Consider the following 12532-nt stretch of genomic DNA (forward strand, 5'->3'; position numbering starts at 1 on the left):
CCGAAGAACCTTCAAGACGTACTGAATCAGGCGGGCAATCCCGTCGAGATGCTGCGCAACTCCCAGATCGGCGCCTACGTCTACCCCGTCGTAGCACCTGAATTTCAGAACTGGCGCACCGAGCAGAAGGCGTGGCGTGACTCGGCCGTGCTGTTCGACCAGACCCACCACATGGACAACCTGTTCATCAAGGGTCCTGGCGCGATCAAGCTGATCAGCGACACCGCGATCAATACCACCGCGATCTTCCCGGTCAACCGGGCGAAGCAGTACGTGCCGGTCACTCCGTATGGTCACGTCATCGGTGACGGCATCATGTTCCGCGAAGCGGAAGAAGAGTATGTGTATGTGGGGCGCGCTCCCGCGACCAACTGGCTCCTCTACAACGCCGAAAAGGGTGGCTACGACGTCGATGTCGTCGTCGACCGTCGTTCGCCGTCACGCCCGATGGGTCAGCCCGTTACCCGTAAGTACTGGCGCTACCAGATTCAGGGCCCCAGCGCCTGGTCGGTCATCGAGAAGCTCAATGGCGGACCGCTCGAGCAGCTCAAGTTCTTCCACATGGCGACCATGACGATTGCAGGAGCAACCGTACACACGTTGCGCCACGGCATGGCCGGAGCGCCCGGACTGGAGATTTGGGGCGACTACGAGTCCTACGACCGCGTGCGTGACGCCATCCTCGAGGCCGGCGCCGAGTTCGGCATCGTGCCGGTCGGCTCGCGCGCCTACCCGTCGAACACCCTCGAATCGGGCTGGGTCCCCTCACCGCTGCCTGCCATCTACACCGGTGATGAGCTCCGCGGCTACCGTGAATGGCTGGGCGCCGACAGCTACGAGGCGACCAACGCGCTCGCCGGGTCGTTTGTCTCCGAGAACATCGAGGACTACTACCTCAACCCGTGGGAGCTGGGCTACGGATCGTTTGTCAAGTTCGACCACGACTTCATCGGTCGCGAAGCGCTGGAGAAGATCGACCCCACCGTGCAGCGCAAGAAGGTGACGCTGGCCTGGAACAAGGACGACATGGCGAAGATTTTCGCGTCGCTGTTCGATCCGACGGAGCTGCCGTACAAGTACTTCGACCTGCCGCTGGCCAACTACGGCTCGTCGAGCTTTGACGTCGTGCGCGACGCCGAGGGACACGACCTGGGCGTGTCGATGTTCACCGGCTACAGCTTCAACGAGCGCTCTGCGCTCTCGCTCGCCACGATCGATCCCAACGTTCCAGAGGGCGAAGAGGTGCGCGTGCTCTGGGGTGAGGCTGATGGCGGCACCAGCAAGACGACGGTCGAGCCCAGCCGACAGATCGAGGTCCGAGCCATCGTGAGCCCGATCCCGTATTCGGCGACCGCGCGAGCCACCTATCAGGGTGGATGGCGCACAGGCTACCAGGACTAAGTCCGCGTATTCGAGGGGGCCGGCGCACAACGCCGGCTCCCTTTTCGGCTTGTGAGGAGGGAGCGATCGATGAGCCTGCGCTATGCCCTGCTCGCACTTCTGCGGGTTGGATCACTCACCGGCTATGACCTGCAGAAACAGTTCGCGGTTTCGGTCGGGCACGTCTGGCATGCGCCCGACTCGCAGATCTATCCCGAACTTCGCAAGATGGAGGCGGACGGTCTCATCGAGGCGGAGGTGATCCCCTGGGGCACGAAGGGAACGAAACGCCGCTATCACGCGACGCCGACGGGCGGGCAGGCCTTCCTGGATTGGATGAATGAGCCGTTGGCCTACTCGCGAGTGCGGGACCCGGCCCACTTGCGGGCGGCCTATCTGGAGTCGGCAACACCGGAGGCCGCGCGCCGCTTCCTACATGACCACATCACTCATCATCGCGATCAGCTGGACCAGTGGGAGACGGAGCTGCGCGCCATCGACGACCTCACCAACCCCATGCTGCTTCGACGCCTGGCCGGCATCGACCCCGCTGAGCATCGCAAAACAATTGTGTTCAAGAGATTCACCTACGAAGGACTCATCGTTCAGGCCGAGAACGAGATCGCGTGGGCGCATAAGGGGCTGCGCATCCTCGACGAGTTCGACCGGGATCCCAAAATGCCTCCGGCCCGAGAAAGTGACACCGATGTCGACGTCTGACCTGCCGTACCCGCTTCGCCCTCCGCGTCGAAAACCCCAGGAGCACCGGGGCTCACCGCCGGATCCGCGGACCGAGACCCGGACCGACATGATCATCGACCGTGATGTCGAGATCGCCACCCGCGCGGGGCGAACGGTGCAGGCCGACGTCTATCGCCCCCTCTCCACCGACCCGGCCGGGGTCATCATCGCCTGGTCCCCATACGGCAAGCACGACCCGGCTCCGATCGCTCAGATCTATCCAGCGAGTGGCGTGCTGCCGGAGCACATGAGTGACCTCACGACCTTTGAGGGGCCGGACTCGGTGTTCTGGGTACCCAGAGGCTACGCGGTGGTGATCGCCGACATCCCCGGCACCTGGTTTGCGCGCGGGCCGGCGAGCTACATGTCCCCGGAAGAGGCGCAGGACTTCTACGACCTCATCGAGTGGGCCGGCGTGCAGAGCTGGAGCAACGGCAAGGTGGGACTATCGGGAGTCTCCTACCTGACGGTGGCGCAGTGGCAAGTTGCGGCGTTGCGCCCGCCGCACCTGGCCGCCATCAACCCGTGGGAAGGCTGGTCGGACCCCTACCGCGAGGTCGCCCGACATGGCGGCATCCCGGAGACATCGTTCTGGCCGTACATCTGGGATCGGTGGGGTGCCGCGACCGGTCCGATCGAGGATCTGGAACGCGAGACGCGCGAGCATCCGTTTTATGACGAATTTTGGGCGTCGAAGGCCGCCGCGCTCGAACGCATCATCGTTCCGGCGTTCGTCGTCGCGAGCTGGTCCGACCAGGGGCTGCACACGAGGGGCACCCTGGAGGGCTTCCGGCGGATCTCCTCGCCGGACAAATGGCTGATGGTGCACGGGCGCAAGAAATGGGCCGAGTACTACCTGCCGGAAAACGTCGAGCGGCAGGCCGCCTTCTTCGACCGGTTCCTCAAAGGAATCGACAATGAAGTGGATGCCTGGCCACGGGTGAGCGTCGAGCTGCGGACGTCGTACAACGAGGGGGTCGTGGCGCACGTCGACGACTGGCCCGTGCCCGACGTGGAGTACCGGGAGCTGCACCTGGATGCGGGTGACTTTTCTCTGCGGACGCAGTCGCCCGCCGCGGAGTCGGTCGCCAGCTACCACGGTCTTGGCGATCCGTTCCTGCCGGAGCGCCTGGTCTTCGAGCATCGATTTACCAAACGCACCGACGTCGTCGGTCACAGTCGGGCGGTGCTGTATCTGTCGGCCCCGCAGGCCGATGACCTGGATGTCTTCATCGGGCTGTTCAAGCGAGACGCCGCCGGTGAGATCGTGCCGTTCGCCTACTATGCGCAGTTCGAGGACGGCCCCGTGGCGCTCGGCTGGCTGCGAGCCTCGCACCGGGAACTCGACGAGGACCGCTCCACCCCGTATCTGCCGGTGCTCGCCCATTATCGTTCCCTGCCGATGGAGGCCGACGGTCCGACCCGCCTCGAGGTCGAGATCCTGCCCTCCGGAACGCGCTTCGAGGCGGGGGAATCACTGGCACTCGTCGTGCAGGGGCACGACATCAAGCACTATCCAAAGCACCTCGTCTACGCGCGCCACGAGACCGACATCAACCGCGGACCACAGGTCCTGCACACCGGCGGTCGCTATAACTCTCGCCTGGTGATCCCGGTGCGAAGCATCAGCTGAACACACGAACAGGCCACCCGGGCTGGAAAGCCCGGGTGGCCTGTTTAATTGAGTGAATCAGCGACTCACCAGCGGATGCTGATCAGTACGGTTCCGACGGGGAGAAAGCCGTACCGTTGTAGGTCACGAGCTGCAGCCCCGTGATCGCCGGTCGGTCGTCCTGCGTGGTGTCAACGGTGATGCCGTCGAGCAGCAGCGGAGCCTCGAACCCGGAGATGGACTTCAACGCCGTCATGAAGCTGGCGCGGGTCGGCTCCTCCATGGTGCGGAAGGCCTCCTCCAGCACGGCACCCTCGGTATAGCTCCAGGCGCAGTGCGGGGTGAACGTCGTCGTGATGGTCGAGCCGTATTCCTCGAATGCGGCGTTGTACGCGATGACGTCCTCGTCCTCGGCGAACGCCGGCGATGCCGGTGCCTTGGTCAGGGACGTTGTGTACACCGCGGGGTAGGCGGATCCGGAGCCGGGTTCGATGACCGTCGCCGGCGTTGCGGTGTTCGACGGGAGGAAGATGCTCGGCAGCCAGCCGATCGACTGCGCCCGGTTGAGCACGCCGACCTGGAGCGGGGTGACCGAAACGGCACTCAGAAGCGCATCGGCACCGGTTGCTGCGAGTTCGGTGACCTGGCCGTCGAGCGTGGTGTCGCTCGGCTCGTAGGTGGCCGATCCGACGACCTCAACGTCGCTGCCTTCAATGGCGGCCTCGAATCCGGAGAGGTAGCCCTCGCCGTAGTCGTCATTCTGAGCGAGCGTCGCGACAGTGACGGGCCCATCCGCAGCGGCGAGGAGCTCGCCGAACGCGAAGCCCTCGTCGAAGTAGGTGGGAAGCAGTCCCATCGTCCACGGATTGGCCGTTTGGTCGTCGGAGAAGATGCTCGCGCCCGTGATGAGGAGCACCTGCGGTACCTCTTCTTCGGTCGCGACGGGCATGATCGCTGCGTTCGTCGGGGTGCCGAGGGCGCCGACGTAGGCGAAGATACCGCCGTTCACCAGCTGCCGAAAGTTCGAGACCGCTTTGGCGGGGTCGTACGCGTCGTCCAGATAGGTCAGATCGACCGAACGTGTCTTTCCGTCCCCAAATTCGAAGCCGCCGGCGGCGTTGCCGGCCTCCAGGTAGGAGTACAGCCCGGCGATGGAGCACGACCCCGGTCCGGCGGTTGCACCGCTCATCGGGCTGCTGATGCCCAGGCTCAAGGTGGTGTCGGTGATGCCCGGGCTGCTTTCCGTGCCGGCGGTGCCGCCATCCGTGCCGCCGGTATCGGCGCGCGTGCATCCGGTCACCAGCAGTGCCGCCACGCTCGCGACGGCGACGACGCCGCCCAAGCGAGTTGATCGGTGGAAGTTCGTCATGGTATTAGCCTCTGTTCTTGGATTGCGTTCTACTTGGTTGAGTTGGTGCTTGCTGGCTCGGTGTCAGCGGACGCCGGGCCGCTCGCGTCTGGTGCGACGCTCCCGCGCCCCGTGCTGTCGGGGGAGCCTCCTCCGCCCATCCGCCGGTGGATCGCGCGCGTCCAGCGCAGGATGCTCCGGGGGAGCGAGGCGAGACCCTTGGGCAGTACAAACAGGACGAGCAAGAGGATCACGCCGGAGATCAGGGCGGTGCGTGAGGAATTGACCTGTCCGGCGAGTACGGGCACGACCACGTAGTAGGTCGCCCCGAGGATCGTGCCGATGATGGTCGCCGAACCGCCGATCACCATGGCTGCGACGAGGTTGATCGACGTGAAGAAGCTGAGCGTCTCCGGCGAGGTGTACTGCACGATCGCCAGGTAGAGGAAGCCGGCCGTGCCGCCCAGCAGGGAGGCGATGGTGAAGGCCAGCACCTTGTACCGGTAGGGCGAGACTCCCATTGCGATGGCGACCGACTCGTTCTCCTTGACGATCGCGAACGCGCGGCCGATCCGACCGCGCACGAGGTTGCGCGCGAGCAGGAAACACACTGCCGCGATCGCGACAACGACGTAGTAGCGCCACTGGTCGTTGGCCAGACCGCTCCAGTCCGGCGCCGCGAGCCAACTCACGGTCGTCCCCTGCGATCCACCGGTGAAGTCCGAGAATCGTCGCGCGAGGGGGATGCCGATGATGGGGAGGGAGATCGTGATCATCGCCAGTGCCAGGCCACGCAGTCGCGCGGCCGCGAGTGCCACCAGCATGCCGACCAGGGCGGGGATCACGGCGCACAGCACAAAAACGAGCAGGAGTGGCCAGTCGTTGCGCACGCCGTAGGCGGCGATATAGGCACCGAGGCCGAGGAACGCGCTCTGTCCGAGCGAGACCTGGCCCGCGTAGCCCATCACGATGTTGAGCCCGAGCAACGCGACCGCGAAGACGGCGGTCATCGACAGCTGATAGTTGATATACGGGCTCGACACGATCGGGGCGATGGCGATCAGCACCGCGAACACGGCCGCCAGGGCGAGTCGGAACCAACGTTGGGAGGTCAGATTTTTCATCAGACGCGCACCACTGCCTTTCGCCCGAACAAACCTTGAGGTCGGAGGATCAAGATGATAATCATCGCGACAAACGGTACGGCGACCTTCAGATCATCACCGATGACGTCGACGTACGCTGCGGCCAGATTTTCCACCACGCCGATGAAGCCGGCGGCGAACACCGCGCCCATCGGGGAATCCAACCCGCCGAGGATCGCTGCGGCGAGCGCGTAGACCAGGGTGAAGTCGAGCATGCCGGGGCTGATGAACAGCTGCGGGGCGACCAAAACGCCCGCGACCGCGCCCAACGCTGCGGCCAGGCCCCAGCCGATCATGAGCAGCCTGCTCACCGGGAGGCCGGACAGCGCCGAAGACGAGGGGTTGTCCGCGGCGGCGCGCATGGCCAGCCCCAATTTGGTTCCGCGAAACAGTACCTGCAGCAGGACCATCGCGACGAGCAGGACTGCGATCGTGCCCAGGGAACGCATGCTGATGAACACGCCCAGCACGTTGATCGTTTCGAGCGGGAACAAGGACGGGAACGGCTGTGGCTCGTATCCGAAGAAGAAGGCGGAGATGCCGCTGAACAGCACGAGCAGGCCAATCGTCACGACCACCGCGGTGTCAGGGTCACCGCCTTCGAACCGCCGCACGATGACACGTTCGACCGTTGCGCCCAGAACGAAAGCGAAGACGATGGCCACGGCCAGCCCGACAATCACCGGCGCCCCCGCTTGCGTCACGGCGAACGCCACGAACGTGGCCATAACGGCCATCGCCCCCTGGGCGAAGTTGATGAGACCGGTCGCGCGGTTGACCAGCACGATGGCAAGGGCCAAGGCAGCGTAAATCGCACCCGTGGCCAGGCCATCGACGATCAACTGGATGAAGTAGGACATTCAGCCTCCCAAGTACGCGCGGCGAACCGCGTCCATGCCCATAAGCTCCGCCTTGCTCCCGGTGAGGACGGCGCGACCGGTTTCAAGCACGATCGCCTCATCCACCACCGAAAAGGCGAGAACAGCGTTTTGCTCGACAACGATCATCGAGAGTCGTGACTCGCGGCGGAGACGAATGATGGCGTCGTAAACCAGGCGCCCCGTGGTCGGGGCGAGGCCCAGCGATGTCTCGTCGAGCAGCATGAGCCTGGGTTTCGCCATGAACGCGCGAGCCACGGCGAGCATCTGCTGCTCGCCGCCGGAGAGGGCGGCCGCGCTCGCTTTAATGCGCGCCTCCAGGTTGGGAAACAGGTCGAGGCAGTAGTCGATGTCCGTCGCCACGGCCTTGCGGTCACGGCGCTGGTAGGCGCCGACGAGAAGGTTCTCCCGGACGCTCAGCTGGGGCAGCGTGCCCCGACCTTCGGGGATGTGCGCGATGCCCAGCTTCGCGGTGCGATACGGTCCGAGTCCGGCGATGTTCTTGCCGTCGAACATGATGCGGCCGGTGGTCTTCACCATGCCGCTGATCGCGCGCAGGGTTGTGGTCTTGCCGGCGCCGTTCGCGCCCAGGATGCCGATCGCGCCATTCTCGGGGAGCGACAGGGACATGCCGTGGAGGACCGGAACGTGCCCGTAGGAGGCAGTGACGTCTTCAAGCTCCAAGAAGCTCATCGTCCGTCACCTCCTTACCGAGATAGGCCTCGACGACCCGTGGGTCGGACTGCGCCTCGGTCGCCGTGCCCTCCATGAGCTTTGCACCGTGATCGAGCACGACCACCTGGTCGGCGAGCGCCGAGATGAGGCCCATGTGGTGCTCGACGATCACGACGGTGAGGTCGTAGTCGGCGCGCACCTGACGGATGGTTTCGATGAACCGTTCGACCTCCGCATGCGAGAGACCGGCCGCAGGCTCATCGAGCAGGAGCAGCTGTGGCCGTGCCAGCAGCGCGCGGCACAGTTCGACGCCTTTGTGGAGACCGTGGGAGAGCTCACCGGCGTGTTCCTGTGCTGCCCAGCTCAATCCGGTGCGCTCGAGCAGGTCGAGCGCTTCGCCCCGGGCCTGGCGCTCGCGCGCCCTCGTTTTCGGAAGGCCAAGAGACCACGATGCCGCGCCACCGGGCAGCCAGGAATGGGCGCCGAGCATGACGTTTTCCAGCACCGTCGCATCGAGGCGCAGCGCCGGGTGCTGAAACGTGCGGGCGAGGCCGAGGCGCGACATCCGCCAGGCGGGGGTGCGCAGCGTCTCGACACCATCGATGCTGATCGAGCCCGAGCTGGGCTGATAGTGCCCACTGATGCAGTTGAACAGCGAGGTTTTGCCGGCACCGTTGGGGCCGACGAGGCCAACCACCTGGCCCGGTTCGACGTTCATCGAAATCCTATCGAGCACGTTGATGCCCCCGAAGTGCAGGGAGACGTCGTTCACCGCTAGCTGAACAGCCACGGCTGGTTCCTTCGTTGGTTCCGCACTGAAGTGGGGCTATGCACGTCACTACTCATTTCGACTCGTGCTCTGTCTAAAAGGGACGTGTCCGGGAAGGACGTGGATCACCTCGCTGTGTGCTCTCAGCGTAGGGTCGTCCGGCGATGCAGTGCAACTCATTTCGTCAACAATTTCGGCGCGAAACTGAAATCGACCGGTCCAGGTCGACTATCGTCGACAGAACGGAACGATTCTGACGGGAAGTTGACCATGTACATTGCCGTGCTCGGTTTAGGTGAGGCGGGAAGTATCTACGCCTTGGATCTCGCGCAGCGCGGCGTGACCGTCGTCGCGTTCGACCCCCTGGTAGCGACGGCGCCCGACGGCGTGTCGATGGCTCCGAGCGTCGCCGATGCGGTGCGCGGGGTGGATATCGTCGTGAGTCTCGTCGGCGCGCGCGCCGCAGCATCCGTTCTGGAGGCGGCTCTTCCGTCGATGGGCGCCGCCACAGTTTACGCAGACCTGAACACGGGGGGACCCGAGGCGAAGCGCAGCCTGGCCGCGCTGGCCGAGGCACGGGGGATTTCCTTCGTCGACGTTGCGATCCTCGCCCCCGTGCCGCGTTCACGAATTGAGACCCCGTTACTGCTGAGCGGCTCCGGCGCCGCACGTCTGCTCACGCGCTTCCAGGAGATTGAAATTCCGGCGACGGATGTCGGCACCGAGGCCGGGCTGGCGGCCAGCCTCAAGCTGCTACGCAGTGTGTTCATGAAGGGCCTGGCCGGCCTCGTCTTCGAGAGTCTGAGCGCTGCGGACACGATCGGCGCGCGGGACTGGGTACAGCAGCAGATCGCCTCGGAGCTCGGTCCGGACGGCGACGAGCTCGTGCGGCATCTCCTCGACGGAACCTCGAAGCACGCGGTTCGGCGTGAAGCCGAAATGCGGGATGCCCAGGCGTACCTCGAGTCCCTCGGATCCCCGTCCTGGATGACCGCGGCCACAATCGACTGGCTCCACAAGATCGCGGGCCAGCGCGACGCGGTGACGACGCCCGGTCCAGCTGACCCGCGACGCAGCTTCGCCGACGGGGGTCGATGAAGCCGAGCCGCAAGACGCTTTAGGCCCAGACCGCCCGAGCGAGGTCAACGACGGAGCTGATCTTGGCCCATTGCTGATCCTCGGTGAGGGCGTTGCCCTCCTCGGTCGAGGCGAAGCCGCACTGCGGGCTGAGTGCGAGCTGGCCCAGCGGAACGATCTTTGCGGCCTCGTCGATGCGCTGTCGAAGCAGGCACGGCTCCTCGAGGTCGCCGGATTTGGTCGTGATGAGGCCGAGCTCGACCACCTTGTCGCCCACCGGAAGGAAGCGCAGGGGCTCGAATCCGCCGGCCCTCTCGCTGTCGTACTCGAGGAAATAGCCGTCGTAGTTGCACACGCCGAGGAGTTGCTCGGCGACCGGCTCGTACCCGCCGGAGGAGATCCAGGTGGATCGAAAGTTTCCCCGGCAGACGTGGGTCGTGATGACCATGTCCGCGGGCTTGTCCCGCAGCGACGCGTTGATCAGGGCTGCATAGCGCTCCGCGAGGTTGTCGGTGCGGATGCCGCGCGCGGCCGCCTTGGTCAGTTCGGCTTCCGAGCACAGGTAGGCCCAGACGGTGTCGTCGAACTGCAGGTAACGACACCCGGCATCGTAAAATGCCTGGACCGCGTCCCGGTAGGCCGCTGCGAGGTCGTCAAACAGTTCGTCGCGGCCGGCGTACACGCTCGGGTCGACCGCGTCCCGCTCCAGGCGAAAGTGCAGCACGGTCGGCGACGGGATACTGATTTTGGGGATGACACCCGCCTTCTCAGCGAGCGGCTTGAGAAAACGAAAGTGATCGAGCATCGGGTGATCGGCGGGGAAACGAATGGGACCGTTGATCTGCACACCGAGTGGCTTCGTCTGAACGCCCTGAAACTGGATGCCGTGGTCGAGCTCGACGACATCGACACCGTCGAGCATTCCCAGAAAGTCGAAGTGCCACCAGGACCGGCGGAACTCGCCATCGGTCGCCACGCCCAGGCCAGCCTCGGCCTGTTTGACGACAAGCTCGCCGATCGCGGCGTCTTCGACCGCGCGGAGCTGCGCCGCATCAATCTCGTCGCTGGCAAAGCGGATGCGCGCGGTCTTGACCTGCTCGGGGCGGAGAAAACTTCCTACGATATCGGCACGGAAAGGCGGGTTCACTGTCATCCGATCACTCTAGCTGGGGCGTATTGTGTCATTACTTCGTGTGACAATGGAGACCCGGCACTCGAGGATATGATCAAATCTCGAAAGATTTCGACCCGCGAGGAGCGTCCAGCCATGACAGCAGTGTCCGCGGGTGCGAAACTGAAGGCCCGAACCGTTGCCGAGGTGACCTCGGCGATTCGTGAAGCCATCGTCAGCGGAGAATTCGCGCCGAATCAGCGGCTCATTGAGGCCGACCTGAGCGTCTCGTTCGGGGCCAGCCGCGCGACCATCCGAACAGCGCTGCTAGAGTTGGCGACCGTCGGCCTGGTCGACCGGATGCCCAACCGCGGATCAAGGGTGCGGGCGGTATCGCTCGATGAGGCGGTCGAGATTCTCGAAGTCCGCATCGGACTGGAGGAATTGTGCGCGGCCAAAGCGGCGCAGCACGTCACCGATGCTGAGATCGCCGAGCTTCGGATTTCGCGCGCTGAGCTCGTTGCCACGGTGGAATCCGGTGACCTCATCGGCTACTCGCGGCTGAACCAGCAACTCGACCAGCGCATCCGTGAAATCAGTCGCCACAGCACGGCCGTGGAGATCATTGAGCGGCTTCGGGCGCAGAGCGTGCGCCACCAGTTCCGGCTCGCGTTCGAGCCGGGGCGGGCGGCGGTCTCCGGACCGGAGCACGTGGCAATCATCGACGCCGTGATCGCGCGCGACCCCGAGGCCGCAGCCCAGGCCACGCGGGCGCACCTGATCGGCGTGATCGATGCGCTCCGCGTGATCGGCTGACCTTATTCGTCGACGGGCGGCGTTCCGTGGGTGTGGAAGCTCGAGATCGTCTTCATGCCCCAGGCCTGCCCCTTGGCGCGTTCCGCCTCGGTCCAGGTGATGGTCTTCCAGTCCGGGGCGAGGAGCACTCGCGCGCCGGCGTTGGCGAACTCGATGCGGTTGCCGCCGGGCTCGTAGACGTAGAGGAAGAACGTCTGCTGGATCGCGTGCTTGTGCGGCCCGGACTCGATGTGGATACCGTTTTCGAGGAAGATGTCCGCGGCCTTGAGGATGTCCTCCCGGGTGTCGGTCGCGAAGGCGATGTGGTGCAGACGGCCGGTGCTGCCGGTCTGGTCACCCGAGTAGACCAGGTCGTAGGACTTGTTGGTGAAATGGAACCACTGAGCCGAGATCGTGCCGTCGTCGAGTTGGATCTGCTCGGTCGCCTCACCGCCGAGCACCTCGTTCACGAACTTCCCGTTCTCCTCGACGTCCTTGCCGAGGTAGTTCACGTGGTCGAGTCGACGAACGTTGACGCCGCGGCCCGGGAACCGGTCCGCCTGGTTCTTGAGTGCCGGTTCCTCACCGACCGGAGGGACGAACCACTCGCTGTCGTAGTAGATCTCGATCGGGTGCCCGTCCGGGTCGGTGAAGGCGTAACTGCGGCCAACGCCCTGCTCGCCGTCCTTCCAGCCGATACCGCGTCCAGACGCTTCGATCGCGGCGACGCGTCGTTCGAGGGCTTCCTGACTCGCTGCTCGAAGCCCCAGCCGGCCCACGCCGGACTTTTCGGACTTCGTCAGCTTGATCGTGTACCGCTCGTAGTCGTCCCAGGCATGCAGGAACACCGAGCCGTCCACTTCGGCAACTTCGCGGAAGGCGAGCAGTTCGGTGAAGAACCAACGACTTCCCTCGAAATCCGAGGTGAGCAGCTCGACGTGTCCGAGGTGGGCGATGTCGAGATATCCGGGGCCTCTCATGGCACTCCTTTAAATGGGGGG

General features: G+C 64.9%; 12 protein-coding genes. 5 read left to right on the top strand and 7 right to left on the bottom strand.

Going from position 1 to position 12532, the window contains the following annotated elements; genetic code table 11:
- Window positions 1-48 precede the first annotated feature (48 nt).
- The 3 genes from E3T43_RS03580 (at window position 49) to E3T43_RS03590 (ending at window position 3754) form a co-directional block, all read left to right on the top strand.
- Window positions 49-1401 (top strand): aminomethyltransferase family protein, encoded by a 1353-nt coding sequence (locus E3T43_RS03580; protein ID WP_134471427.1) that lies wholly within the window; start codon window positions 49-51, stop codon window positions 1399-1401.
- Window positions 1402-1470: 69 nt separating this feature from the next.
- Window positions 1471-2100 (top strand): PadR family transcriptional regulator, encoded by a 630-nt coding sequence (locus E3T43_RS03585; protein ID WP_134471359.1) that lies wholly within the window; start codon window positions 1471-1473, stop codon window positions 2098-2100.
- A gap of 88 nt (window positions 2101-2188) precedes the next feature.
- Window positions 2189-3754 (top strand): CocE/NonD family hydrolase, encoded by a 1566-nt coding sequence (locus E3T43_RS03590; RefSeq protein ID WP_166791225.1) that lies wholly within the window; start codon window positions 2189-2191, stop codon window positions 3752-3754.
- An 82-nt stretch (window positions 3755-3836) separates the two neighbouring features.
- Here E3T43_RS03590 and E3T43_RS03595 read toward each other — a convergent pair whose 3' ends face one another.
- The 5 genes from E3T43_RS03595 to E3T43_RS03615 are packed head-to-tail and all read right to left on the bottom strand — an operon-like array spanning window position 3837 to window position 8569.
- Window positions 3837-5102, bottom strand: a complete 1266-nt coding sequence (locus E3T43_RS03595; RefSeq protein ID WP_134471361.1) for an ABC transporter substrate-binding protein — start codon at window positions 5100-5102, stop codon at window positions 3837-3839.
- Window positions 5103-5131: 29 nt separating this feature from the next.
- Window positions 5132-6205, bottom strand: coding sequence for a branched-chain amino acid ABC transporter permease (locus E3T43_RS03600; RefSeq protein WP_134471362.1), 1074 nt, complete (start codon window positions 6203-6205; stop codon window positions 5132-5134).
- Window positions 6205-7086: a branched-chain amino acid ABC transporter permease gene (locus E3T43_RS03605; protein ID WP_134471363.1), complete on the bottom strand. Its 882-nt coding sequence runs from the start codon at window positions 7084-7086 to the stop codon at window positions 6205-6207. The genes E3T43_RS03600 and E3T43_RS03605 overlap by 1 nt, the downstream gene beginning before the upstream one ends.
- Window positions 7087-7797 carry an ABC transporter ATP-binding protein gene (locus E3T43_RS03610; RefSeq protein WP_134471364.1) on the bottom strand — a complete coding sequence of 237 codons (711 nt, stop codon included), beginning with the start codon at window positions 7795-7797 and terminating at the stop codon, window positions 7087-7089. It lies immediately after the preceding gene.
- A complete protein-coding gene (locus E3T43_RS03615) occupies window positions 7778-8569 on the bottom strand; it encodes an ABC transporter ATP-binding protein (protein ID WP_198414302.1) in 792 nt (263 codons plus the stop codon). Before E3T43_RS03615 ends, E3T43_RS03610 begins: the two co-directional genes overlap by 20 nt.
- A 249-nt stretch (window positions 8570-8818) precedes the next feature.
- Between E3T43_RS03615 and E3T43_RS03620 the strand changes: the two genes are divergently transcribed.
- Window positions 8819-9646 (top strand): NAD(P)-dependent oxidoreductase, encoded by an 828-nt coding sequence (locus E3T43_RS03620; protein WP_134471365.1) that lies wholly within the window; start codon window positions 8819-8821, stop codon window positions 9644-9646.
- 19 nt (window positions 9647-9665) lie between these two features.
- Here the strand turns inward: E3T43_RS03620 and E3T43_RS03625 are convergent, their stop codons facing one another.
- The gene (locus E3T43_RS03625; protein WP_134471366.1) at window positions 9666-10778 is read right to left on the bottom strand and encodes a 5-methyltetrahydropteroyltriglutamate--homocysteine S-methyltransferase; all 1113 of its coding nucleotides are present in this window, start codon (window positions 10776-10778) and stop codon (window positions 9666-9668) included.
- A 114-nt stretch (window positions 10779-10892) separates the two neighbouring features.
- Here E3T43_RS03625 and E3T43_RS03630 point away from each other — a divergent pair, with 114 nt between their 5' ends.
- Window positions 10893-11552, top strand: coding sequence for a GntR family transcriptional regulator (locus E3T43_RS03630; RefSeq protein ID WP_134471367.1), 660 nt, complete (start codon window positions 10893-10895; stop codon window positions 11550-11552).
- A gap of 2 nt (window positions 11553-11554) precedes the next feature.
- Here E3T43_RS03630 and E3T43_RS03635 read toward each other — a convergent pair whose 3' ends face one another.
- The gene (locus tag E3T43_RS03635; protein ID WP_134471368.1) at window positions 11555-12511 is read right to left on the bottom strand and encodes a VOC family protein; all 957 of its coding nucleotides are present in this window, start codon (window positions 12509-12511) and stop codon (window positions 11555-11557) included.
- Between the last annotated feature and the right edge of the window lie 21 nt (window positions 12512-12532).

Origin of the sequence: Cryobacterium sp. Hh7, assembly GCF_004403155.1 — a bacterium.
In the GTDB taxonomy this organism is placed as follows: Bacteria; Actinomycetota; Actinomycetes; order Actinomycetales; family Microbacteriaceae; genus Cryobacterium; species Cryobacterium levicorallinum.